Origin of the sequence: Kitasatospora sp. NPDC050543 (genome assembly GCF_044457565.1) — a bacterium.
Taxonomy (GTDB): Bacteria; Actinomycetota; Actinomycetes; order Streptomycetales; family Streptomycetaceae; genus Kitasatospora.
Window position 1 is genome coordinate 239,608 of the sequence record NZ_JBITGZ010000003.1, and the last position, 23,706, is coordinate 263,313.

Annotated in this window: 16 protein-coding genes; 8 read left to right on the forward strand and 8 right to left on the reverse strand. The window is 75.6% G+C overall.

Annotation, left to right across the window (positions count from 1 at the left end):
- Positions 1 to 203: 203 nt before the first annotated feature.
- The 4 genes from ACIBH3_RS05450 (at position 204) to ACIBH3_RS05465 (ending at position 3,789) form a co-directional block, all read left to right on the forward strand.
- Positions 204 to 2,333: a sensor histidine kinase gene (locus ACIBH3_RS05450; RefSeq protein WP_396310556.1), complete on the forward strand. Its 2,130-nt coding sequence runs from the start codon at positions 204 to 206 to the stop codon at positions 2,331 to 2,333.
- Positions 2,333 to 2,764 carry a roadblock/LC7 domain-containing protein gene (locus ACIBH3_RS05455; RefSeq protein WP_396310557.1) on the forward strand — a complete coding sequence of 144 codons (432 nt, stop codon included), beginning with the start codon at positions 2,333 to 2,335 and terminating at the stop codon, positions 2,762 to 2,764. Before ACIBH3_RS05450 ends, ACIBH3_RS05455 begins: the two co-directional genes overlap by 1 nt.
- Entirely contained in the window at positions 2,761 to 3,138 is a 378-nt protein-coding gene (locus ACIBH3_RS05460) for a DUF742 domain-containing protein (RefSeq protein WP_396310558.1), read from the forward strand. The genes ACIBH3_RS05455 and ACIBH3_RS05460 overlap by 4 nt, the downstream gene beginning before the upstream one ends.
- Before the next feature lie 81 nt (positions 3,139 to 3,219).
- On the forward strand, positions 3,220 to 3,789 hold the full coding sequence (locus tag ACIBH3_RS05465; protein WP_396310559.1) for a GTP-binding protein: 570 nt from the start codon (positions 3,220 to 3,222) through the stop codon (positions 3,787 to 3,789).
- A 79-nt stretch (positions 3,790 to 3,868) separates the two neighbouring features.
- Here ACIBH3_RS05465 and ACIBH3_RS05470 read toward each other — a convergent pair whose 3' ends face one another.
- The gene (locus ACIBH3_RS05470; RefSeq protein ID WP_396310560.1) at positions 3,869 to 4,282 is read right to left on the reverse strand and encodes a winged helix-turn-helix transcriptional regulator; all 414 of its coding nucleotides are present in this window, start codon (positions 4,280 to 4,282) and stop codon (positions 3,869 to 3,871) included.
- Positions 4,283 to 4,421: 139 nt separating this feature from the next.
- Here ACIBH3_RS05470 and ACIBH3_RS05475 point away from each other — a divergent pair, with 139 nt between their 5' ends.
- The gene (locus tag ACIBH3_RS05475; protein WP_396310561.1) at positions 4,422 to 5,366 is read left to right on the forward strand and encodes an NADP-dependent oxidoreductase; all 945 of its coding nucleotides are present in this window, start codon (positions 4,422 to 4,424) and stop codon (positions 5,364 to 5,366) included.
- Positions 5,367 to 5,520: 154 nt separating this feature from the next.
- Here the strand turns inward: ACIBH3_RS05475 and ACIBH3_RS05480 are convergent, their stop codons facing one another.
- From ACIBH3_RS05480 to ACIBH3_RS05510, 7 genes are all read right to left on the reverse strand, one after another.
- Positions 5,521 to 6,003: a MarR family winged helix-turn-helix transcriptional regulator gene (locus tag ACIBH3_RS05480; protein WP_396310562.1), complete on the reverse strand. Its 483-nt coding sequence runs from the start codon at positions 6,001 to 6,003 to the stop codon at positions 5,521 to 5,523.
- A 97-nt stretch (positions 6,004 to 6,100) separates the two neighbouring features.
- Positions 6,101 to 8,230 (reverse strand): hypothetical protein, encoded by a 2,130-nt coding sequence (locus ACIBH3_RS05485; RefSeq protein WP_396310563.1) that lies wholly within the window; start codon positions 8,228 to 8,230, stop codon positions 6,101 to 6,103.
- Positions 8,227 to 11,994, reverse strand: coding sequence for a DUF5682 family protein (locus ACIBH3_RS05490; RefSeq protein WP_396310564.1), 3,768 nt, complete (start codon positions 11,992 to 11,994; stop codon positions 8,227 to 8,229). The genes ACIBH3_RS05485 and ACIBH3_RS05490 overlap by 4 nt, the downstream gene beginning before the upstream one ends.
- A 5-nt stretch (positions 11,995 to 11,999) precedes the next feature.
- Positions 12,000 to 13,199, reverse strand: coding sequence for an AAA family ATPase (locus tag ACIBH3_RS05495; RefSeq protein ID WP_396310565.1), 1,200 nt, complete (start codon positions 13,197 to 13,199; stop codon positions 12,000 to 12,002).
- Positions 13,196 to 18,274 (reverse strand): hypothetical protein, encoded by a 5,079-nt coding sequence (locus ACIBH3_RS05500; protein ID WP_396310566.1) that lies wholly within the window; start codon positions 18,272 to 18,274, stop codon positions 13,196 to 13,198. The genes ACIBH3_RS05495 and ACIBH3_RS05500 overlap by 4 nt, the downstream gene beginning before the upstream one ends.
- Positions 18,271 to 19,131, reverse strand: coding sequence for a DUF4132 domain-containing protein (locus ACIBH3_RS05505; protein ID WP_396310567.1), 861 nt, complete (start codon positions 19,129 to 19,131; stop codon positions 18,271 to 18,273). Before ACIBH3_RS05505 ends, ACIBH3_RS05500 begins: the two co-directional genes overlap by 4 nt.
- A 244-nt stretch (positions 19,132 to 19,375) precedes the next feature.
- On the reverse strand, positions 19,376 to 20,506 hold the full coding sequence (locus ACIBH3_RS05510) for a PQQ-dependent sugar dehydrogenase (RefSeq protein WP_396310568.1): 1,131 nt from the start codon (positions 20,504 to 20,506) through the stop codon (positions 19,376 to 19,378).
- Between the two features lie 161 nt (positions 20,507 to 20,667).
- On the opposite strand from ACIBH3_RS05510, the gene ACIBH3_RS05515 reads away from it, so the two are divergent.
- The 3 genes from ACIBH3_RS05515 (at position 20,668) to ACIBH3_RS05525 (ending at position 23,579) form a co-directional block, all read left to right on the forward strand.
- Entirely contained in the window at positions 20,668 to 21,936 is a 1,269-nt protein-coding gene (locus tag ACIBH3_RS05515) for an MFS transporter (protein ID WP_396310569.1), read from the forward strand.
- Positions 21,937 to 22,021: 85 nt separating this feature from the next.
- Positions 22,022 to 22,771, forward strand: a complete 750-nt coding sequence (locus ACIBH3_RS05520; RefSeq protein WP_396310570.1) for a TetR/AcrR family transcriptional regulator — start codon at positions 22,022 to 22,024, stop codon at positions 22,769 to 22,771.
- Between the two features lie 67 nt (positions 22,772 to 22,838).
- A complete protein-coding gene (locus ACIBH3_RS05525) occupies positions 22,839 to 23,579 on the forward strand; it encodes a siderophore-interacting protein (RefSeq protein ID WP_396310571.1) in 741 nt (246 codons plus the stop codon).
- The last annotated feature ends 127 nt before the right edge of the window (positions 23,580 to 23,706 follow it).

Sequence of the window (23,706 nt, forward strand, 5' to 3'; positions counted from 1 at the left end):
CGGCGCGTCGGGTCACGGATCGTCAGTTGATGTTGCTATAGGGGCACCTGGGGCTGATACCGTGCGTGCAGTCGGCGGCCGTGCGGCACGCGTTCGAATGGTGACGCTTAGTCACATGAGTTCGCATCCGGCGGCCGCGGTGCCCAAGCCCCGGCCGACTACGCACGGGCACCCGCCGTTCGGTCTTGCCACAAGGAACTCAGATGCCAGGCATATCGGCCCACCGCACGGGCCACCGCGCCGGCCGGTCCGGCTCGCTCCGCAACTCACTGTTCCTGCTCGCGCTCATGCCCTCGCTGGGCCTGGCCGCCGCCTGGGGCTTCGCGGCGGTCCTGCTGGCGCACACCGGGCACCGCACCGCACTCCTGACGGGAAGCGCGGCGGTGGTCGCGCTGGTGGTCTGGAGCCTGCTGCGGGGGCTGCGGGTCGCGCGGAGCGTCACCGCCCGGATCGACACCCTGCGCACCGACGCACTGGCGCTCGCGGAGAGCGAGATCCCCACCATCGTCGCGCGGTTGAAGGCCGGCGAGCACCTCCCGGTGCCGCGCCCCGGCGCGCCCCGGCGCACCGGCGGGGACGAACTCCAGCAGGCCGCCGACAGCCTCGGCGCCGTCCGGCAGACGGCGACGGCCGCGATCATCCGGCAGGCACAGGGCCGGGAGGGAACCAAGAAGGTCTTCCTCAACATCGCCCGCCGCACCCAGATCCTGATCCACCGTCAGATCAGCATGCTGGACTCGCTGGAGCGCGAGCACGAGGAACCCGAGCTGCTCAAGGAGCTGTTCGCGGTCGACCACCTCGCCACCCGGATGCGCCGCAACGCGGAGAACCTGGTGATCCTCGGCGGCGCGCTGCCCGCCCGGCGCTGGCGCAACGCCGTGCCGGTCGTCAACGTGCTGCGCAGCGCCGTCTCGGAGACCGAGAACTACTCCCGGGTGGTGGTACAGGGCGTGCCCCGCACCTCGCTCAGCGGGCAGGCGGTCGCCGACGTCATCCACCTCGTCGCCGAACTCATCGAGAACGGCACCACCTTCTCGCCGCCGTACACCCAGGTGCAGGTCTCCGCGCAGGAGGTGCCCAAGGGGCTGGCCGTCGAGGTCGAGGACCGCGGCCTGGGCATGACGCAGGACGAGTACGAGCGGCTCAACACATACCTGGCCAACCCGCCGGAGCTGGACGTCGCGGCGCTCGGCGACGACCTGCGGCTCGGGCTGTTCGTGGTGGCGCGCCTCGCCTCCCGGCACGAGATCCAGGTCGCGCTGCGGCCCTCCCCGTACGGCGGCACCCGGGCCGTGGTGCTCATCCCCGCTGCGCTGCTGGAGAAGCCGGAGCACTCCGCGTCCCTGCCGGGGCTGCCGGCCGGCGCCCGGGTCACCCGGCCGCCGGTGCCGGAGGGCGGCGAGCCGCTGGTGTTCGACAGCCCGCTGGGCGGCGGGGCGCACGACCTGGACGGCGGGCTGGGCGGCGGGCTGACGGGCGCGCTCGCCGGTGTCCTCGGCGGCCTGCTCGGGGGCGGCGGGGAGTCGGCCGCCCTGGAGCGGCCTGAGGCCGTTCCGGCCGGTCCCGGGGTGGGTGATGCCGGGCTCGGTGATGCCGGGCTCGGTGATGCCGGGCTCAGTGATGCCGGATTCGGTGGTTCCGGATTCGGTAGTTCCGGATTCGGTGGCTCCGGGGTGGGTGGTGGTGCGCCGGGCGGCGTTCGGGCCGATGATGTTCTGCCCGACCCGGCGCTGCCGGACGCCTCGCCGCCCGACCCGGCGGAGCGCAACGGCGGGCTGCCGGTGGGCGCTTCGATCCCCGGCTTGCCCGGCGCCGTCGTCGTCCCGCGCCCGGCCGCGCCCCCGTCCTTCGACACTCCGACGGCACCGGACGCGGACGCGGACGCGGCCACCGGCGACGCCGATGCCCCACCCGCCCCGGCGCCCTCTCCCGCCCCGACCCACGAGCGCGCCCGGGAGGTCACCATGGCCGAGGAACAGGACCACGACGGCGAGCTCCGCACCCCCCGCGTCCTGCCCCAGCGCATCCGCAACGCCAGCCTGGCAGAACAGCTGCGCGAGGCCAACGCCCCGGCCCCGGCGAGCCCCCCGAGCCTGTCCGCGAGCCACACCGAGGACCGGTTCGGCGGCCGGCCCACCGGCCGGCCCGAGCACGGGTCCGGTACCGCACGGGCCCACCAGCAGGCCGAACCCGACGAGGACCTGGCTCCGCAGCGCTCCCGCGCCACCATGGCGGCCATCCAGCGTGGCACCCGCTCCGCACGGGAGACGGCGCCGACGGCGCCCGAGCAGGGCGCACCCGCCACACCTTCCGCATCAAAGGATCAGCAGTGATGACCCAGCACACCGAACCCCAGCGTGATCTCAACTGGCTGCTGGACGAGTTGGTGGCACGAGTTCCGGAGACCCGGCACGCCATCGTCCTGTCCGAGGACGGCCTGCTGGTCGGGCTCTCCAAGGGCCTGGACCGCGCCGACGCCGAGCACCTCTCGGCCGTCGCCTCCGGGCTGCAGAGCCTGGCCAGGGGCGCGGGGCACCGCTTCAACGGCGGACGGGTCCGGCAGACTGTGATCGAGATGGACCAGCTGTTCCTGTTCGTCACCACGGCCGGCCAGGGCGCCAGGCTCGCCGTCCTCACCACCGAGGAGGTCGACGCGGGTCTGATGGCGTACGAGATCAACATGCTGGTCAAGCAGGTCGGCCAGTACCTGACCGCCGCGCCACGCAGTGACGCCGGCCTGGCCGGAGCAGGTGGCGGTGCGTGACCTCCGGGGCCGAGGAAGCATGGTTCGACAAGGAAGCGGGCCATCTGGTCCGTCCTTACGCCATCACCAACGGACGCACCGGGCCCGCCCGGCCCGGCTTCGCCCTGATCACCCTGGTGGTCACGGCCGATCCGCGCGTTGACCTCTCACGCCTCGCGCCCGAGCCGGCCACCATCCTCGACCTCTGCCGCGAACGGCCGCTGGCGGTGGCGGAGATCGCGGCGCAGCTGGATCTGCCGGTGAGCGTGGTCAAGGTGCTGCTGGACGACCTCTCGCAGGCGCAGCTGATCCTCACCCGCGCGCCGGTCGAACTCGCCGAGGCGCCCGACATCGCGCTGATCCAGGCCGTGATCGAGGGCGTCCGCCGGCTCTGAGCCCGCGCCGCCGGCCGCCCCCGGCCGCAGGCCCTGCTCTACCCCTCCCCCGTGCTGCAACTCTGCTTCAGGAGAACCGAAGTGACGAAGAGCCTGGTCCCCGGCGCGGTGAAGATCCTCGTCGCCGGCGGCTTCGGCGTCGGCAAGACGACCATGGTGGGCTCGGTCAGCGAGATCGAACCGCTGCAGACCGAGGAGCGGATGACCCGGGCCAGTATCGGGGTCGACAGCCTGGAGGGCATCCGGGAGAAGTCCACCACCACGGTGGCGATGGACTTCGGCCGGATCACGCTGCGCGAGGACCTGGTGCTCTATCTCTTCGGCACGCCGGGGCAGTTCAGGTTCTGGTTCATGTGGGACGACCTGGCCCTCGGCGCACTGGGCGCGATCGTGCTGGCGGACACCCGGCGGCTGGAGTCCAGCTTCGCCGCCGTCGACTTCTTCGAGCAGCGGGGCATACCCTTCGCCATCGGCGTCAACTGCTTCCACGGCCGACGCGAGTGCTCCCCCCAGGACGTCCGCGCCGCCATGGACCTGGACGACTCGGTTCCGGTCGTACTGTGCGACGTCCGGGACCGCTCCTCCAGCAAGGAGCTGCTGCTGGCGCTCCTCGACCGGGTCAAGAACCAGGCCCTGGCGGGCCGTCGCTGACCGGCCCTCAGGCCGTACGCCCCGACCTCGCGGCACCTCCTCGGCACGGCCGCGTCGGGTCGGGTCGGGTCGGGCCCGGTCAGCGAGACACGGGCTGGGGTTCCTGGGCCGCCTGCACGTCGTAGGCCTCGCGGGCGGCGAGGATCTCCGGGAGGTGGGCCTCCGACCAGTCATTGATCTGCCCGAGCAGGGCGGCGACGTTGCGGCCGAGGTCGGTCAGGTCGTACTCGACGCGCGGCGGGATGGTCGGGTACACGGTGCGGGTGAGCAGGCCCTCGCGCTCCAGGGTGCGCAGCGTCTGGGTGAGACTCTTCTGGGTGATGCCGTCCGCCCGGCGCATCAGGACGCCGAACCGCATCGGGCCGTCCCGCAGGGCTGCCACGAGCAGGAAGGTCCACTTGTTGGCGAGCACCTGAAGGACGGTGCGCGAGGCGCACTCGCGCAGGTAGACGTCGGTGATGCGATGGCTCTGCAGGTCCGAGATGGTATCCATGAGGTACCTATATATCGTCAAGGTGCCTTCTTCACAAGGGATACCGACTTCGGCAGGATAGTGATCACAGCCGGAGACGCCATCCGGGGATCGCTCGGAAGAGCCTGTGGAACCCGAAACCTGACGTAGGAGTCCTGCCATGTCGGCACAGATGTACCTGATCACCCAGCAGTCGCTCGGCGGCCCGGAGGTCCTGGAGCGGGTCGAGGCCCCGCGGCCGGTGGCCGGCCCCGGCGAGGTCCTGGTCAAGGTCAGGGCCGCGGGCGTCAACCCGGTCGATCTGGCCGTCCGCGCCGGGCACTTCCCGCTGCTGGGCGAGCCGCCCTTCTCGCTCGGCTGGGACGTGGCCGGCACCATCGAGAGCGTCGGCGCAGGTGTGACCCGCTTCGCGCCCGGCGACGAGGTGTTCGGAATGCCGCACTACCCCCAGGCCGCCAACGGCTACGCCGAGTACGTCACCGCCCCCGCCGAGCAGTTCGAGCGCCGGCCCGAGGCGCTGCCGGCCGCCGACGCCGGGGCGCTCTCGCTCTCCGGACTCACCGCCCACCAGGCCCTGCTGGGCCTCGGCGGACTCCAGGCCGGGCAGCGGGTGCTGATCCACGCGGCCGCCGGCGGCGTCGGCCACCTCGCCGTCCAGATCGCCAAGGCGCGCGGCGCGTACGTGATCGGGACGGCCCGCACGGAGAAGCACCCGTTCCTGAAGTCGCTGGGCGCGGACGAGCTGATCGACTACAGCCTGACCGACTTCGAGACCGCGACCGAGCCGGTGGACGTGGTGTTCGACCTCGTCGGCGGTGAGTACGCGCGGCGCTCGGCGGCGGTGCTGCGCCCCGGCGGCGTGCTCGTCACGGCGGTCGGGCACAACCCCGGCCTGACCGCGGAGGAGGCGCAGCAGCTGGGAGTGCGGTTCGAGATCGTGGTCGTGCACCAGTCCGCGTCGGACCTGGCCGACCTGCGCGAGCTGGTCGAGGCAGGCCGGCTGCGGGTGCACGTCGAGCACAGCCTGCCGCTGGCCGACGCGGCGCGGGCGCACGACCTCGTCGCGGCGGGCGGCGCGAAGGGCAAGATCGTCCTGGTGCCGTGAGCGGTGGGACGCCGGATGCCCCGATCGGGGGGCGGGGCATCCGGCGCAGCCCGCCGGACTCGGGTGGGCTCGGCGGGTGGGGGTCGGGTCCGCGGGCCGGGGGGCGGGGTCCGCGGGCCGGGGTCGCTCGGAGGACGGCCCGGGGGCGGGCCCGTCAGGCGGGCGCGGTGGCCGGGTCCGGGGTCGGTGCGGTGGCCGGGTTCAGCTCGTTGAGCGCGGCGACCAGCGGCGCGAGCTCGCAGATCTCGGCCGCGTGCGCCAGGGTCGCCTCCAGGGTGGCGTCATGGGTCGGGCGGGCCGTCCTGAGGAGCTCCTCACCCTTCGCGGTGAGCTCGGTGTAGATCCCGCGCCGGTCGTCGGGGCAGAGGACCCTGGTCAGCAGCAGGCGCTCCTCCAGTCGGCTGACCAGCCGCGTGGTCGCGCTGCTGCTCAGCGCGGCCGCCCTGGCGAGCTGCTGCATGCGCATGTGCCAGCCGTCCTGGCGGGAGAGGGCGTCCAGCACGGTGAACTCGACGACGGACAGCTGATGGTCGGCCTGGAGCGCCTTCTCCAGCGCCGAGTCGATGAGACCGTGCAGCGCGGCCAGCGTCCGCCACCCCTGGGCCCTGATCTCTGCGGCGTCGTCGGTGATACTCATGGTCGGCCCTCCTTGTGATCATCCCGCCCTGCGATCGTCCCGGTTCAATTGTGCCAGCTTGCGCGGATTACCTGCACGTGCAAGGAAATCCCCGGCGCTACGGCCGGGCCGCCCAGGCGCCCTCGCAGAGCGCGCCCGCCAGCTCCTCCCCGTAGCAGGAGGCCGCCAGCCAGGCCCGGGTGAAGGCCTCGTGGTCCTCGGTCCGGAGCCGGCCGAACACGTCGCGCCGCTGGTCGGTCGCCGCCGCACGCAGGTCGTCCAGCAGGGTGGCCGCGGTCGAGAGACCGGCCGCCCGTAGCCGGTCCGTGTCCACCGTGTCGGCGCCGGCGGCCAGTACGAGCGCGCGCCGGCCGCTGGTGACGGCCTGTTCCACCCGGCGGGTGAGCAGGTGCACCGGCGCCTCGGCGGTGCACCCGTCCGAGGGGAGCGGCAGCGACCTGGCCGACGTGGCCGGGAGCTCCGGCCCGGACGGCGCGGCGGCGGCCAGATCGGCGCGTTGCAGACGCTCCAGCCCGAGGTTCACCCGGCCGGCCCGGTCGGCGGGCAGGCGCAACGCGGGCACCTCCTGGTCACCGTCCCGGCCCTGAGCTGCCGGGGCACCGTCGGGGGTGAGCGGCGAGGGGCCGACGGCCAGCAGGTGCAGCTGCGGCCGGGCGGACCTCGCCAACCTGCCGATCACCCGTAGCCGCAGGCCCGGTGCCTCGGCCAGCAGCGCGAGGTTGGCTCGGTACGCCAGGCCGGGGTGGTCGTGCGCCGGGACGAGAGCGATCGGCAGACCGTCGCACTCCGCCGCCAGCCAGGGCCGCGCAGCCGAGCCCGCGCCCGAGCCCCCGTAGCCGTCCCCGGACGAGCGGGCACCGAGCAGCGTGACGTCCAGGAAGAGCAGATCCCCGCCGGCCGGGCGATTGTCGTACGGCAGCGCGGTGTACGCCAGCGCCCGCGCGACCTGGGCCGCGATGGGCTCCGCCCACAGCGCCGCCACCGGATCCTGCGTCCACGCGGTGCCCGCCGCCCGGACGGCCCGGACCTTCGCCCCCGCGCCGAGCCGGCCGGCAGCGGACCGGGTCGCCCCCTGGACGGCCAGACCCGCGCGGCTGAACTCGCGGTGGCTGAGCGACGCGTCACCGAGCCGCAGCGCCCGGTTGCCCGCGGCGAGCGCCTGCGGGGCGGCCGCCGTCGGATCCGCGTGCGGCATGATCTCGGCGACGCTGCTGAGCCGCCCGCCGGCGTCGACGGCCCAGGTGACCGCACCCGCATGGGTGGCCGTCAGCACCGGCTCGGCGAACAGCCCGTGGAGCCGCAGTCCACCGGCATCGGTGTACGCCTGACGGGCGGTGCCGCGGAGCGCGGGCAGTTCGGCGGGGACGGGCAGCTCGGCCGGAGCGGGTCGGTCGGCAGGGACGAGTCGGTCGGCCGGGGCGGGCAGCTCGGCGGGGGCGGGCTGGTCGGATGACGCAGGCGTCGGGTGGGTGGGCAGCGCGTACGTGCGCAGGGTGCTGGTGAGGGTGAGCAGGTCGCGCAGTCCGGCCGCGAGCTCGGCGAGCCGGTGGTCGGGCTCCCCGGAGCGCGCCGCCCGGACCCGGGTGACCACCGCGACCGCCGCCGCGGCCGGCCGGTGCAGCCCGGCGAGTCGCGCCTGGTGCGCCGCCTGCAACAGCTCGGCCTGCGGTACGCCGCCCGCGCCGCTCACCCCGGCGGCGAGGATCCCGGCGGTCGAGCGGTGCAGCCGCTCGACGGCGGCCGCCTCGACGGCGGAGAGGTGGCCGGCGTCCTCGCCGGAGGCAACGGCGCCCGGGGTGGTCGCATCGGTGGGCCCGTCCGGCGCGGCATCGTCCAACGCGGCGTGCTCCGGCGCGGTGTCCGCCGGGCCGGTGGTGCCCTGGGCGGTGGCATCCCCCGGGCCCGAGTCGGGGACCGCGCCGGCCTCGGCGAGCGGGCAGACCGTGACGGCCGCCGCGCGGTGCAGGCAGGCGGGGGCCAGCAGGCACCCGCAGTAGACGTCCGCCGCGGTGCGGACGACGCCCCCGGGCGCGCGCAGCACGAGCCGGACGTCCTCGTCCAGCTCGATCCGCCACTCGTCCCCCGTCGTGGTCACCGGCCGGTCCGCGAGCTTGGCGGCGGCCGCGTCCAGCCGCTTCCGGAGTCGTGGCGACAGAGCCGCCACCACCTCGGCGACGGCCTCCGGCGTGACGGCCGGCCAGCCCGACTCCGGCTGATGCTGTGTCATCGGACCTTCTCCCCCACCCAGCGGGCCAGCTCCAACGGGCTGAGCGCCGCCACCGGCATGCCTGCGGCGACCAGCTGGCCGGCCACCGCCTTTGAGTAACGCGCCCGCCCGCTGTCGTCGAGCGCGGCGCACCCGAGCAGGTGGCAGCCGGAGCCGACCAGCGCCCGGGTCCGGGCGAGCAGCCCGCCCAGCGGGTAGCCCTCCTCGAAGTCGCTGATCACGGCGATCAGCGTGCGGGACGGCACCGTCACCAGCGACTGCGCGTACCGCAGGCCGGCCGCGATGTGCGTGCCACCGCCCACCCTGACCTCCAGCAGCAGCCCGAGCGGATCGTCCACCCGTTCGGTGAGATCGACGATCTCGGTCGAGAAGGCCACGAAGTGGGTGCTCAGCGAGGGCACCCCGGCCAGGATCGAGGCCGTCAGCGCGGCCCAGACGGTGGAGGCCTCCATCGAGCCGGAGACGTCCACGACGAGGATCAGCCGCCAGTCGGAGGCCTGCCGCGCCCTGGTCCGGAAGACCGGCCGCTCGGGCACGATGAGTGTGCCGCCGTCGGGGCCGGGGCGGGCTGTCGCCAGGTTGGCGCGGATGGTGCGGTCCAGGTCCAGGCCGCCGCCCGGACGGCGGCTGGGCCGCGGCACGCTGATCCCGGTGAGGGCCGGGCGCAGCGTGGACGCCAGCTCCTTCGTCAGTTCGTCCACCAGTCGCTTGACCAGCGGCCGGAGCGCGGCGATCCGGGCCTCCGGTAGGCCGCCGGCGTGGTCGAGGACGGTGCGCAGCAGCTCGACGGAGGGCCGGACGGTGTCCGGGCCGAGCGACGCGAGCACATCGGTACGGCCCTGTTCGACCGCAGCCGCGAGCACCTCCTCCCGGATGCCCGGCCCGAAGAGCGCCGCCAGGTCCTCCGACCACTCGCGGACGCCGGGGTACGGGGCCTCCCGCCCGGCGCCGCGGCCACCACCGTCCACGCCGGGGCCGGAGCCCTCGCCGCGCCCGCGGCCGTAGAGCTCGTCCAGCGCCGTGGCCAGCCGCGCGGACCGCCCGCCGAAGCCCGCGCTGCCCGGCCGTCCGAGCACCAGGCGCCACCGCTCGGCGGGAGCCAGCGAGAGGACGGGTGCACCGGCGCCGGGGTTCGGCCCGGGGTTCGGCCCGGCGCTCGGGCGAGCGTCGGTGCCAGCGTCCGTGCGGGGGTCCGTGCGGGGGTCCGTGCGGGGGTCCGCTGGGGCGGGCGCCGGGGTGCGCGCAGCGGGGATCCGGTTCCGCAGCGCCGGGGCGGGCTCGGCGGGCTGGGCAGGTTCGGCGGGGATGCGGGGAGCGCCCGGGGCCCCGGCCTGCGTACTACCCGCGGCGGCCGGCCCGGCCAGCAGGCCACGTCGCCGCAGTGCCCGGCCGGCGGCGAGGTCGGCGCGGGTCCAGGCGGCGAGCAGGGCCGGGTCGAGAGCCCCGGGGAGGGTGTCGACGCGTGCGCCGAGGCGTTCCTCGATCAGGGCCAGCAGCCTGTCCCGCGCCGCCGGGCTGAGGGTGTCGAAGGCGCCGCGCAGCGCGGGGAGGCGGTCGAGGAAGGCGGTGTCGGGCAGGGTGGTGATGCGCTCCAGAACGGGTTCGAGGACCTCGGGTGCCGTGCCCAGCAGCCCTTCGGCCGCGGTCAGCAGGCCGGCGAGGGCCCGGCCGAGGGCGCGTCTGGCGTCCGGGCCGGTGGCGCCGTCCACCCAGGATGCGGCGCGGTCACCGAAGGCGGCGGGCGGCTCGTGGCCGAGCAGCACCCGGACGGCTCCGGCCGCGCCGCGGATCAGCGGCGTGCCCTCGGCGGCGAGCCCGGCGAGGGTGTGGCCGAGCCGGAGGCCGCCGGACCGGTCGGCGCGGCGGGCCAGGTCGAGCAGGGCGCGGGCGTCGGCGGGGTCGTCGGAGCCGGCCAGGCCCTCCAGCTGGCGGACGGCGGCGACGGTCAGCAGCTCGGCCGTCGCCGCGACCTGCCGGTCGCGCTCCGGGTCGGGGTCGAGCCCGGTGAGGTGGCCGGCCGTGAGCCGGTCGAGCAGGCCGAGCGCGTCGAGCAGTTCGGGCAGCGTGCCGCAGTCGGGCAGGATCTCGGCGAGCTGGGCCAGCCGTCGGCCGGCCAGGGCGGGCAGGCCGCAGGCGGCGGAGTCGGCGAGCCCCTGGAGGACCTGCCGTGCGGTGGATCCCGCGCCCTCGTCCTCCCGGCGCAGGCGCTCGCGCAGGGCGCCTTCGGCTGCCTGGGCCGGGGTGACGCCGCGCATCCCCGCTGCGGTGAGCATCGCGGCGACCGCCGGGGTCCACTGGACCCGCCAGCGGGTGCCGAGGGCCTCGGTACCGCCGGCCCCGGCGGTGGCGACGGGTTCGGCGTACGGCACACCACAGGTGGTGAGCCGGTGCAGCAGCAGCTCGCGGGCCCGGTCCAGGGCCGAGCGTCGCGGGTCCAGGCGCAGTTCGCGCGGGGCGGGTTCGGCGGTGTCGGCCGGGCCGGGCAGGCCGAGGTCGGCGAGCAGTGTCTCGACGGCGGGGGCGAGGCCGCTGCGCGGGGCGGCGGGGGTGGGCCGGCCGGTGCGGCTGCCGACCAGCACCCGTTCCAGGGCGCGGGCCACCGCCCGGCCGCGGCCGAGCGGCTCGCCCTGCGCGAGCACCGTCTGGACGGCCTCGACGATTTCGCCCCGGCCGGGACCGGGCAGGCCGCGCAGCCGGGCGAGGTCGCCCGCCAGCCGGACGATCTCGCGCCCGTCGGCCGGGCCGGCGGGGTGGTCCTGGTCGCGCAGGGCCGCGCAGATCCGGACGGCGGTGCGGGTGAGGGCCTCCGCCAGCCGGGCCGGATCACCGCCGGCGTCGAGCACGGTGTGCTGCCACTCGGGGTCGCGGATGCCCGCCGGGTAGCCGGAGCGGGCGTCGAGCAGCGGGTAGGTGTACGGGATCAGGGACAGCACGTGCCCGGCACCGGGCTGCGCCGGATCGCCGCCCCCGCCGGGCCGCTCGCCCACGGCCTCACCGGCGGCGTCGCCGGGGACGTCCCCGGTGGCCGCGCCGGCCGTCCCGTCCAACGCGTCGGCCAGCGCCGGGGCGTGAAAGGCGCCGATCACGGCGGCCACCCGCCGCCCGCCGGCCGCCGCGGCCCGGACCCGCGCCCGCATCCAGGCCTCCCGGCGCAGGTCGTACGGGTCGACGCCGGGCGCCTCGGGGGCGGCGGCGTCCCGGCGTAGCGCCCAGCCGACAAGCAGGGCGGCGCGGCGGACGGCCTCCGGCGTGGAGCCGGGCGCGGTCGTCTCCACCAGCCTGTCCCAGAGGTCCTCGTCCTCGCGCCCGCTGAGCCGGGCGCGCAGGGCCTCGGCGATGCCGGGTGCAGTCGGCCCACCGGCCTGCCGCGGCCCCTCCCGGTCGGCGAGCGGCAGGTCGCAGGCGATCGCCTCCACCCCGTGGCGGGCCGCCCAGCGCAGCGCGGCCAGCTCCGGCGAGAAGTCGGCGAACGGGTAGAAGGCGGGCCCGGCCTCGGTGTCCGGGGCGGCGGCCGCGAGGGCCACCGGGGCCCGGGTGCCCTCGTCCGCCAGCCAGGCCAGCCAGGGCTGGAACTCGGCGGGCAGTTCGACCAGCAGCACCTCGGGCCGGGCCGCGTCGAGCAGCTCGGGCACCACGGCGGCGATCGACGGCGCGTGGTGCCGCACCCCGATCAGGTAGGGGCCCGGGCGGCGGACGCCGGAGTCGGCCAGCCACTGGGCCTGCTCCGTCACGGTGTGCCGGGGATCGGTCGCTGTCGTGCTCATCCGGTTCAGGCCTCCAGTGCCGCGCGCTGGTCCCACAGGGTGCGCCAGGTGGCCGCGCCCTGCTCGGCCCGGCGACGGACCGGGCCGTCCCAGTAGCCGAGCAGCCGGGCGGCGTCGGCCGGGTCGTCCTTGCGGACCACGCCGATCAGCTGGCCGGGCAGCCGGGCGAGGACGTCCCCGCCGTCGGGCAGGTACGCGGCGCCGACGCCGAGGGCGGTGGCCACCGAGACGGCTTCGGCGGTGCTCATCACGGTGGAGGGGCGCTCGACGTCCCAGCCTTCGGTGGAACGGCCGGTGCGCAGGTCACGGAAGGCGGTGACGAGCGCCTCCAGCACGGCGTCGTCCACGGCGTACGACGCTCCGGCTCGGGCAACGGCGGCGGCGGACTGGCGGCGTACCAGATCGACCTCGGCGTCGAGGCTGCCGATCGGGCCGACCGTCTCGAAGTTGAACCGGCGCTTGAGGGCCGCCGACATCTCGGAGACGCCCTTGTCCCGCAGGTTGGCGGTGGCGATCAGGGTGAAGCCGGCGGCGGCGTGCAGCAGTCCGTCCGGCGTTCCGGCCAACTCCGGTACGGCGATGCGTCGTTCGGAGAGCAGCGAGACCAGGGCGTCCTGCACCTCGGGCAGGCAGCGGGTGACCTCCTCGACCCGGGCGACGGCCCCGGTGGTCATCGCGGTGAGGACCGGGGAGGGCACCAGCGCGTCCCGGCTGGGGCCCTTGGCCAACAGCAGGGCGTAGTTCCAGCCGTACTTGAGCTGGTCCTCGGTGGTGCCCGCGGTGCCCTGGACGGTGAGCGCGCTGGTGCCGCAGACGGCGGCGGCGAGCAGCTCGGAGAGCATCGACTTGGCGGTGCCGGGCTCGCCGACGAGCAGCAGGCCGCGCTCGCCGGCGAGGGTGACGACGCAGCGTTCGACGAGGGCTCGCTCGCCGACGAACTTGGGTTCGATCACCAGGCTCCGGCGGCCGGCCTTGAGCTTCTCGCCGGCGCTGCCCATGACGAAGGTGACGACGGCGCGCGGGGTGAGCCGCCAGCCGGGCGGGCGGGGGCCGCCGTCGTGGGCGGCGAGGAACTCCAGCTCGGCGGCGTACCTCTCCTCCGGCGGGACGATCTGGCGCGCGGCGGCGCCGGCGGCGCCGCTGCCCGCAGCGGTCGTGGTCGTGCCGGTGGTGACGGCGGTACCGGGGGTGGTCGCGGTGCTCATCGGCGGCCCTTCCTGCGCTTGCTGGTCTGGAGTTCTTCGTAACCGGGGACGTCGCCCTCGCCGACGCGCTGCCAGGCGCGGGCGAACAGCTCGGCGACGGTCAGCTGCGGCAGTTCGACGTGGTGGGTGGCGAGTTCGTACAGGCCTGCCTTCCAGGTCTCCACCGGCAGGGCGGGGGCCTTGGCCTCCTGCCAGCCGCCGGGCAGGAAGAGGCTGCGGCCGGCCCTGGCCCGCTTGGCCTCCAGCACCAGGTCGGTGGCGGCGAGTTCGGTGCGGGCCCGCTTCAGCCTGGCGGGCTTCCAGCCCGTCCAGCGGGCGACGTTGCGGTCGGTGGGGTCGGGCAGGGCCAGGAGCTGGAGGTAGAGCGCCGCGGCGTCCTCGCCGAGGCCATGCCGCTCGGCGACCTCGGTGACCAGCTCGGGCGTGCTGAGCTGCGGGTCGTGCGCCCAGCCCGGCTGCCCGGGCCGGTCGTCGTTGACCAGCCGCTCCAGCTCCGGGCCGAGGATCGCCCGCAGCGCGGGCCCCTCGGTGTGGAACCAGTAGCCGCTGTAGAGGCCGCCCAGCAGGTCGAACAGCGGATCGTCCGGGCCGGCGAGGCCGGCCGGGCGCAGGTAGGCCGTCTCGCCCGCGTGGCCGGGGCCGAGCACCAGGGCGTCGCCGCAGCGGACCAGCCCGTCACTGCCGGCGCCGCCCTCCGCGGGCAGTCCGGCGTGGGTGCGCAGCACCGGGCCGAGCGGATCACCCTTGACGGTGTGTACCAGGTCGTAGTCGAGCAGCAGCCCGGGGTCGGCGAGCCGGGCCCGGACGGCCGCCAGGGCCTTCGGCAGCAGCGGGCGCAGCGCGTCCCCGTACGGGAGGTGGTAGGCGAGCCAGCGCAGGGCCCGGACGGCGCCGGAGAGGTCGTTGCGGCCGGGGATCGCGCCCGGGTCCTCGGCGGTGAGCTGCTGGTCGGAGCCGTTCTCGACCGTCCGCAGCCGCTGCTGGGTGGTGCGGGCGAGCCAGGCGGTGCGGGCGGGGTTGAGCATCGCCTCCACCGACTCGACGGTGGCGCCCTGGACGGTGGCCTGGGCGGACTCGGGCAGCGTGACGATCCGTCCGATCCTGGCGAGCCAGGCCGTGGAGCCGGCGGCGACGTCGGGACCCTCCTTCCAGAGCTGCTCGGGCTCGGCGGGCAGCAGCGCCGCCCAGACGGCGTGCAGGTCCTCGTGGCGCAGGGCGCGCAGCCAGGTGCGGGCGGCGCCGGCCTCGGCGGCCTTGAGGCCGGCCTCCTTGAGCTGCGCGGTGGTCAGGAACGTCCCGTACCAGCGGTGCAGGCCGGGCACCGCGCCGAGCAGCAGGATGGCGCGGGAGCGGCCGATGCCGGTGGCCTCGCCGAAGGCGGCGGCCGGCCCGGCGGCCCAGGGGGCGGCGCCGTGCTCGCTCAGCAGCGCGCTGAAGCGGGCGATCCAGTCGGCCGTCAGCGATTCGTCGATCCGCCGCTCCTCGTGGATGCCGAGGCCGGCCACCGGGCCGAACGCGCCGGACGGGTCGTGGTCCAGGGCGAGCCAGTGCACCTCGTCGCCGACGTGCCGGTGGCAGGCGAGGATGACGACCGTCCGCCCGCCGCGGCGCAGGACCTGCCCGACCCGCTTGGTGTGCTTGTCGTTCTTGCGTGCGGGGTCGAGAGCCTCGCTGAGCGTGACCTCCCGCAGGGTGCCCGCCGGGGCGAGCAGGCCGGGGGTGGCCAGCTCGGTGAGCAGCAGGGCGAAGGTGGCGCGCACGGCCGGCTCGGCGGCGGGGCCGGCACCGGCGAGGGCGAGCGACCCGAGCCGGCCCAGCAGCTTGACCCAGCCGTAGTGGGTGCTCTGGCCCTCCAACTCCAGGCGCTGGGGGTCGGTGGTCCAGGCGACGGGCGCCACGTCGCCCGCGCCGGCGCTGCCGGTCGCGCGCCGGTCGGCGAGCACGGCGCCGACGGCCCGCAGGTTGGCGAGGACGTGCCAGCTGGCCTCGCTGCCCCAGGAGTTGCCGAAGCCGCCGACGCCGGGCAGCACCGCCGCGACGGCGTCGCGCAGCTCATGGTCCCGGCCGTGCTCGGGCCGGTACGGCGCGGCGGACGCCTTCTTCTTGCCACGCTTCGCGGCCGGTTCGGCCTCGGGCTGCCGGACGAAGCGGGCGGCCCGGTCGAGGGTGTCGGCGGCGAGCCTGGCCAGGCCCGCCACGCCGGCGGTCAGCAGGGGGTGGGCGAGCTCGGGCAGGACGGCGGCGACGGCCTGGACGGGCACCGCGGACTTGGCTCGCTTGCTGCGGGCCAGGGGCCGCCGCACGCCCTGGACGGTGAGCCAGCGCCGCTCGTGCTCGGCGGGCTGCTCCTGGTCCACCGGCCAGGCGGCGTCGAGCAGTTCGGCGGCCTGGGCGTCGGTGACCGTGCGCAGCAGTGCGGAGCCCCGCTCGTCACGCGGGCGCAGGGCGTGCCAGTGGTCGAGCGGCGGCACCAGCGCGGTGCCGGCGGCGTGCAGCTCACCGGGCTTGCCGGGGGCGAGCTCGGCGAGCAGCTGCGCCGGGGCGGCGCCGCCGTCGGGGAGGCTGAGCGAGAGCCCGTTCGACTCCTGGACGAGCAGCGGAGCAGCCCCGGCCGGCAGTCCGAGGGGGGCGACCGGATGCCTGGTCAGCCGGCGGGCCGGGTGGGCCAGGACGGCGGTGCGGCCGTCGGGGCCGATCGCGGTGACCCGGCCGCCCGTGCTGCGGACCCAGCTGCCGAGGACGCGGCCGTCGGTGCCGAGCGGGGTGCCCTCCAGGCCGGGCTGCATCGGCAGCAGGCGGGAGTGCTCGGGCTGCAGTTCGCCGTGGCTCTCGGAGCCGGCGAACAGCGGCGGCACGCAGGCACGCCCGGCTGTGCCCGTCGCCGGGTCGTGCTCCTCCAGCACGACCCGGCCGTTGCTGTAGCGGGTGGTCCAGTAGCCGGTGCCGTCGCTGAGCAGCTTGCGCTCGACGGGCATCCGGGTGTCGCCCGCGTGCAGCACACGGCCACCGGTCGCCCGGCCGCCGCCGGGCAGCGGGACGGAGCTCGGCTCCAGGGAGTCACCGTGGTGGTAGCCGACCAGCCACTCGCCCTCCAGTTGGAAGACCTCGGCGGGCCGGTTGGACCAGTACGCCCGCTGGGCGCCGTCGTGGTACCAGGCGACCAGCAGTTCGCCGTCCACGTACCGCAGCCGGGGCCGGCGCCAGCGGTCGAGCTTGTCGGGCACCCGCAGGTCGTGCTCCAGCAGGACCTGATCCGGGCCGACCACCACGGCCTTGTCCTGCCGGGTGAGGATGAGCTGCGGCCAGGCGTCCTCGATCATCAGACCGTCGAGGGAGGCCTTGCCCCGGGGGACGCCCGGGGCGGCGCTCGTCTCGACCCCGAGCCGGCGCAGGCCCTCCTCCAGGGCGGGCCAGCCGAGCTCGTCCGTGATGCCGGCGCGCAGGGCGCGGCCGAGCAGCGCGGCGACGTCCAGGCCCGCTATCCGTTCGGCGGCGCGCGGGTTGGCGGCCGTGATGGCGGGGCGGTTGGGCCGCAGCGCGATCAGCAACGTCCGGGCGCCGGCCAGGCCGCGGGCGGCGAGGAGTTCGTCGGCCCGGTCGTCGGCCCACTCCACGAACAGCTCGCGCAGCACCGGGGCGCCGGCCAGCACGGCGGTGGCCTGCGACTGCGCGTCCTCCGTCCAGACCTCCGGCGTGGCGGCCTTGAGCGCCGCCCGGAAGCGCGGGTCGGCGGCGAGGGCGGCGAGGTCACGCCGGCCGGGGCCGCCCAGGCGCACCCAGGCCGGCAGGTCGAACGAGAACTCCCCCGGCGGGTCGGCGACGGGCACCCGCTCGGCGAGCAGCACGTCCAGCAGGCCGAGTTCGGTGGCGTTGCGCCGGCGGCGGTCGCCGAGCAGGCTCACCGGCACGGCGTCGGCGCGCAGCCGCTCGGCCATCCGCCCGGCCAGCTCGATGGTCGCCCCGCTGGCGTCGCGGCTGCGCCAGCCGCGGCCGAGGTGGGCGGACCAGCGCTGGAGCCAGGCCGCCGCGGGCTCGGCGCCCTCCTGGCGCGGGCCGGTGAGCAGGCGCTCGGCGCCGCTCTCGGCGAGGACCGCGAGCCAGGCGTCGTCGCTGCTGTCCTCGCCGCCGGAGCCGGACGGGGTGGGCAGGATCTCCAGCAGGCGGGCGCGCACGCTCTCGTCGCGCCGGGCGAGCTCGATCAGCGCGCTTCGCCAGGACTTCCAGAACGCGTTCGGGGCGCGGTTGACGGCGGGTGAGGCGAGGAGTTCGGCGAGCAGGGCCTGCTCGTGCTCGGCGCGGTCCAGCCCGGCGGCCTTGATCAAGGTCCGGGCGTCCTCGGCGACGCCGGCGTACGGCGCCATGCCGGCGGCCGAGCGCTCGGCGCACAGCTGGCGGAAGCGCTGCCAGGCGGTCAGCGGGTCGAGCCGGCTGCTGAGTTCGCGGACGTACTGGCGCAGCGCCTTGACGGTCAGCGCGCCGGCGAGGGCGAACTCCAGGAAGACGGCGCGCAGCCGCTCCTCGTCGATCTCCAGGCCGTAGGTGCGCTCGGCCTCGCGGGCCCGGCCGAAGAACGTGGCCGCGTAGGTCTGATTGCCCTGGTCGAGGAACGCCCGGGCGACCTGCTCGCAGTACGTCGGCAGGAAGTGCGGCACGGAGCGGCCCAGGCGCACGGCGAGCGCCTCGAAGCCGTCCTTGGCGTGGCCGGGCTTGGACTTGGCCTGCCGGCCGAGCCGCTCCATCTCCTTGACCAGCGCGAGCGCGTGGTGGCCGTTGGCCGGGTCGTGCACCAGGGCCCAGGCGGGAAAGCCCAGCGCCTCCTGGCGGACCTGGCCGACCTCGACCGGCTCCGTGGCCGGGGCCGGGGCCAGACCCAGGAAGTCCAGCGCCAGGTCCTCGGCGGGGCCGAGCGCACCGGGCACCAGCCGTACGACGCGGCGCTCCCCGAGCACCGGGTGGGTGTAACTGCGGGCGGTGAGCACGTCCGCCGCGCTGTCCGGTTGTCCGGCCCCGGTCAGGGTGCCGGCCGGGAGCACGGCCCCGGCGTCGAGCAGCAGCTCGTTCTGATCGGCGGTCATGCCGCGTCCTCCCCATCGATCGTGCGCCCGGCGTACAGCCCGGCGGCCATCCGCATCCCCTCGGACCAGGCCACCGGCCCGACCGAGCCGAGCGGCAGCACCTTGCCGTCGGTGTTCGTCCAGCTCAGCGAGCCCGTCTCGCAGGCGTCGTATTCGTAGTAGTCGCCGACCCAGAGCCGGGCCTCCAGCGGCACGCCGGCCTCCACCACCGGGACGACCGCGTACCCGCCGCGGACCCGGTACCCGAGCCGGGCGCAGCGGCCGAGCAGCTCGCGCAGCTCCTTGTAGCGCCCGCCGGCGTACTCGGTGACCTCGGTGGCCGTCGGCTCCCGGCCCTCCGGGCGGTGCCAGACCTCGCGGTAGAGCTGCTGCACCTGCTGGGAGACGCCCAGTTCGACGGCGAACTCGCGCAGCTCGTCCAAGTCCTCCAGCAGGACGGGGTGCGGTATGCGGATCTCCGCGCCGGCCAGCCGGACGGTGTCCCCGTCGAGGTCGACCACGCCGATGCCGCGCTCCGGGTCGGCGCCGCGCAGGAAGCCGGCCACCTCACCGTCCGCGCCCGTCACCACCAGGTCGCGCAGCACCTCCTGCCAGGCCTCGTCCGCCCAGACCGCGGTGATCACGGCGGCCGGCACCGGCAGCGAGCGCACCATCCAGCGTTCGACGTCCTGCCGGCAGCGCTCCCGGTGGCCGGCGAGCCACTCGGTGAGCTGCCGCAGGCCGGTGAGGGCCGGGTCGTCCGCCAGCTTGGGTGGGACGCTCTTCAGCTGACGGCCCGCCGCGTTGCGGCACACCACCTTGCCGTCCGCCCCGAGCGTGACCTCATGGCCACCCGATCCCGCTGCCACCCACGCCACGTCGGCTCTCCTCCCAGCTGCTGAACTGCAACGCGAGGAACGTAGCGGCCCGCACTGACAATCGATCGGGCGGGGTTTGTCCCGGTCGGTACGGATAGCGCCGAACGGGTGAATGCGCGGTCCGCCGTGACAGCCCGTCGGCCGCCGGCCGACGGCCGGTCGGCACACGAAGGGGTGCTTCGGCGGGCGAACGGCCCGGGGTCGCGCCGGGGCGAGCGTGGCGAGCAGCGGGTGGGCGGCGGCCTCAGGGCCGGACGGTCAGGCGCAGGATCCGGTCGTCACCGGGCTGGGGCGTGCCGCGGCCGTCGGTGTTGCTGGTGCTGAGCAGCAGGGTGTTGGCGCCGTCGTTGACGACGGTGCGCAGGCGCCCGTAGGTGGTCGGCAGGAACGGCTGCGGCGGCCCGGCCGTGGCCGTGCCGGCGAGCGGGATGCGCCACAGCGCCGAGCCGCGCAGCGCGGCCATCCAGATCGCCCCGTCGGCGTAGGCGATGCCGCTCGGCGAGGCGACGTTGGGGTGCCAGGTCGCGACCGGGTCGATGAAGCCGGCGCGGTTGCCGGTGCCCTCGATCTCGGGCCAGCCGTAGTTGCCGCCGGGCTTGATCAGGTTGAGCTCGTCCCAGAGGTTCTGGCCGAACTCCGATGCCCAGAGCCGGCCCTGGTCGTCCCAGGCGAGGCCCTGGACGTTGCGGTGGCCGTAGGAGTAGACGACCGAGCCGGCGAAGGGGTTGCCCGGGGCGGGTGCACCGTCCGGGGTCATCCGCAGGATCTTGCCGCCGAGCGAGTCCAGGTTCTGGGACAGCTCGGTGTGGCCGCTCTCGCCGGTGCCCGCGTACAGCATGCCGTCCGGGCCGAACGCGATCCGGCCGCCGTCGTGGTTGCTGCCCTTCGGGATGCTCGTCAGGATCGGCTGCGGGGCGCCGAGTTGGGAGCCGGCGGGCTGCTGCGGGTCGTAGGTCAGGCGCGCGATGCGGTTGTCGCTGTCGGACGTGTAGTAGACGTAGAGCAGGTGGTCGGTGGCGTAGTCCGGGGAGAGGGCGAGGCCGAGCAGGCCGGCCTCGCCGCCGGGGACGACGCCGGGGACGGTGCCCAGGTTCGTCTTGGTGCCGTCGGCGGCGATCCGGGTGATGGTGCCGGTGTCGCGGGAGTTGACCAGGACGTCGCCGCCGGGCAGCACGGCCATCCCCCAGGGCGTGTTGAGGTCCTGGCCGACGGTACCGCTCACACTCAGCAGGTCGGTCGGGGCGGAGGCGGACGCGCCGGAAGCGCCGGATGCGCCGGACTGGCCGGATGCGCCCGAGGAGCAGCCCGCGGTGACGGGCCCGAGCACGAGGATCAGGGCGAGCGCCGGCACGGCGGCGACTGAGCGGCGTTGCACGGGTGTTCCTCCCGGATGCGACTGATCCCCCTCCTCCAGAACACCACACCTGACGTGGGCCCGGCTGCTCGAAGAGTCCCGGTCAACCTGGACGCAACGTTGCGTCCAGTGCTAGGTTCATGCGCAACGCAACGTTGCGTCTACCTTCAGGAGCGGCCCGCATGACCACCACCGACGTGTCACCACCGCCACCGCTGTCACCGCTGCCGCAGCGCCGCCGCCCACGCGCCCTCGCCACCCCCGCCATCGCCCTCGCCTTCTGGGCCACCATGGCGGGCACCACCGTCCCCACCCCGCTCTACCCGCTCTACCAGCACGCCTTCGGCTTCTCCCCGCTGATGGTGACGGTGATCTTCGCGGTGTACGCGGCGGGCGTGGTCGCCGGGCTGCTCGCCTTCGGCCGGCTCTCCGACGAGATCGGACGCCGCCCGGTACTGGCCGTCGCCCTGCTGCTCTCGGCCGTCGCCGCCGCCCTGTTCGCCGCCGCCGACGGCCTGGCCTGGCTGCTCGGCGCCCGCGTGCTGTCCGGCCTCTCCGCCGCACTCGTCACCGGCAGCGCCACCGCCGCCCTGCTCGACCTCGCACCCCCCGAGCGCCGGCCGCGCGCCCAGGCTGTCGCCATCACCGCCAACATGGGCGGACTGGCCTGCGGCACCCTCTTCTCCGGCGCCCTGGCGCAGTGGGCCGGCGCGCCGCTGCGACTGCCCTGGCTCGTCGTGCTGGCCGCCGTGGCCACCGCACTGGCGGGGCTCGCGCTGGTACCGGAGAGCGCACCCGCCCCGGCCGGGCTCCCGCGACCGCCCAGGCCAAGGTTTCGGCCACGGCTCCAGGCGCTACGGATCCCCGCCGGGATCCGCGCCGCCTTCCTGCGCGCCGCCCTCGCGGCCGGCTGCGGCTTCGCGGTGCTGGGCGTCCTCACCTCCGTCACCGGCCTGTTCCTCGCCACCGTGCTGCACCTCGCCGCCCCGGCCCTCACCGGCCTGGTGGTCTTCCTCGCCTTCGCCTGCACCGCGCTGGGCCAGCTGCTCGCGAGGGTGATCCCGCCGCGCCTCGCCCTGCCGGCCGCCTGCACCGGCCTCGTCGCGGCGGCGGCCCTGACCGCGGGCGCGCTGCTCGGCCAGGCGCTCGCCCCGCTGCTGCTCGGCGCCGCCGTCAACGGGCTGGCCACCGGCATCGCCGTCGGCAACGGGCTGGCGACGATCAACACGGGTACGCCGCCGCAGCACCGGGGCGAGGCGGTCTCCACCTTCTTCGCGATCCTCTACTCGATGCTGTCCGTCCCGGTGATCGGCGTCGGCGTGCTCATCCAGGCCAGCGATCTGCGGACGGCGGGGGTGGTGTTCAGCGCCCTGGTGGCGGCGCTCGCGCTGGTCGTCGCGGTCAGCCTGGCGCGCCGGCCGGCCGGGGCGACGCCGGACGGACTCCGGTGAGGGCGGGTGGAGCCGGGGCCGACCTCGCTCAGCCCCCGCTCCGGCCCGGCCGTCCGAGCACCCGTGACAGAATGAGCCCGCACCGATGAGCCCACGCTCGACCGTCGGCCGGCCCCGCCGCCGACCCCAGCCTGTACGGAAGGACCCCAGCGCCATCGCCGCCACCCGGCCGGTCGACCCGACAGCCGCGCAGCAGCCCGCCACCGGGACGCGCCGCAACGAGGCAGCACGCCTGGCGGTCCTGAACGCGGCCGACGACCTGCTGGTGGAACGCGGCTTCGAGGCCCTGACCATCGAGGGCATCGCCGCGCGGGCCGGAGTCGCCAAGCAGACCATCTACCGCTGGTGGAAGTCCAAGGTCGACATCCTGTACGACAACCTGATCCTGGACGGCGGCGAGGCCCTGACCTGGCCGGAACCCGCAGCCGGCGCCGCGTACACGGTGCACGAGCTGCGCGGCTACCTGCGCCGCTTCGCGGCCTTCCTCGGCGAGGATCCGGCCGGCCGGGTCCTCCAGGCCCTCATCGGGCACGCCCAACTCGACTCCCGTACCGCCGACTTGCTGTACGGCAACTTCCTGCACGACCTGACCGTCCGGGACCGCGAGCGGGTCCGCCAGTGCCTCGCGGGCCTCGACCCGCAGCGCACCGTCACCGACGAGGACGCCGCGGACGTGCTGGACGCGCTGCTCGCCCCGCTCTACTACCGCGCCCTGCTGGCGCGCGGCCCGATCGACCCGGCACTGGTCGACGAGCGGCTCGACGCCGTCCTGCGCGACCACCGCGACCGGGCCGACCACAACGGTCCCAGCGGTCACAGCGGTCACGGCGCCTGATCCACCTTCTCCGCACCGGGCTTCACCCGCCCGGCGCCGACCCCTGCGCTCCTTCAGGAGGCTTTCCATGCGCCTGGCCCTCCCCCGCCGACGCCCCGTCCACGACACCGAGGTCACCGCGGTCACGCCGCTCACCTCCTCCATCACCAGGCTCACCCTGGCCGGACCCTCGCTGCCCGCGCTCGGCATCGAACACCCCACCCAGTGGGTCAAACTGGCCATCCCCTCCCCCGACGGCGACGGCTCCGGCGAGGTCTCCCGCGCCTACACGATCCGCCATCACCGGCCCGAGCAGGCCGAGGTGGACATCGACATCGTCCTGCACGGCAACGGACCGCTCGCCCGCTGGGCCGCCACCGCCCGCCCGGGCGCCCGGGCCCGGATCGCCGGCCCACGCGGCCGCCTGCGGCCGCTCGCCGGCGAGGACTACCTCCTGCTCGCCGCCGACGAGAGCGCCCAGCCGGCCGCCCTGTCCATCCTTGAGCAACTCCCCTCCGGATTCCCCGCGTTCGCCTTCTTCGAGATCGCCGACCCGGCGGACACCCAGCCCGTCACCACCACCAACGCACAGCTCACCTGGCTCCCCCGCCCCACCGGCCACCCCAAGGGCCGTCTGCTCACCGAGGCCCTGCTGTCCACGACCCTGCCCCCGGGCCGGCCCGCCGCCTGGGTCGCCGGCGAGTCCACCGCCGTCGCCGCCATCCGCCGCCGCCTCCTGACCGAACGCCATCTCACCCGCGAAAGCCTCCAGGCCAAGGGTTACTGGAAGTCCGGCGAGGCGGACCACAAGGACCGCGACGGGAAGTGACCGGGCATCAAGGTCGCGTTGATCTCCTGGCTCGGCTACGACACTCCGGAAGGCCTTCCGGGCGCCGCGAACCCAACCGGGGGAAGGACGCCGCCGATGACATGCGGCGCTCTCGCAGGGGGTGCGG

Coding starts and splice junctions, on each gene's coding strand:
- ACIBH3_RS05490 (WP_396310564.1), bottom strand. CDS start 11,994: ATGAGCACGACAGCGACCGATCCCCGGCACACCGTGACGGAGCAGGCC.
- ACIBH3_RS05485 (WP_396310563.1), bottom strand. CDS start 8,230: ATGACACAGCATCAGCCGGAGTCGGGCTGGCCGGCCGTCACGCCGGAG.
- ACIBH3_RS05480 (WP_396310562.1), bottom strand. CDS start 6,003: ATGAGTATCACCGACGACGCCGCAGAGATCAGGGCCCAGGGGTGGCGG.
- ACIBH3_RS05450 (WP_396310556.1), top strand. CDS start 204: ATGCCAGGCATATCGGCCCACCGCACGGGCCACCGCGCCGGCCGGTCC.
- ACIBH3_RS05515 (WP_396310569.1), top strand. CDS start 20,668: ATGACCACCACCGACGTGTCACCACCGCCACCGCTGTCACCGCTGCCG.
- ACIBH3_RS05525 (WP_396310571.1), top strand. CDS start 22,839: ATGCGCCTGGCCCTCCCCCGCCGACGCCCCGTCCACGACACCGAGGTC.
- ACIBH3_RS05455 (WP_396310557.1), top strand. CDS start 2,333: ATGACCCAGCACACCGAACCCCAGCGTGATCTCAACTGGCTGCTGGAC.
- ACIBH3_RS05500 (WP_396310566.1), bottom strand. CDS start 18,274: ATGACCGCCGATCAGAACGAGCTGCTGCTCGACGCCGGGGCCGTGCTC.
- ACIBH3_RS05475 (WP_396310561.1), top strand. CDS start 4,422: ATGTCGGCACAGATGTACCTGATCACCCAGCAGTCGCTCGGCGGCCCG.
- ACIBH3_RS05495 (WP_396310565.1), bottom strand. CDS start 13,199: ATGAGCACCGCGACCACCCCCGGTACCGCCGTCACCACCGGCACGACC.
- ACIBH3_RS05520 (WP_396310570.1), top strand. CDS start 22,022: ATGAGCCCACGCTCGACCGTCGGCCGGCCCCGCCGCCGACCCCAGCCT.
- ACIBH3_RS05470 (WP_396310560.1), bottom strand. CDS start 4,282: ATGGATACCATCTCGGACCTGCAGAGCCATCGCATCACCGACGTCTAC.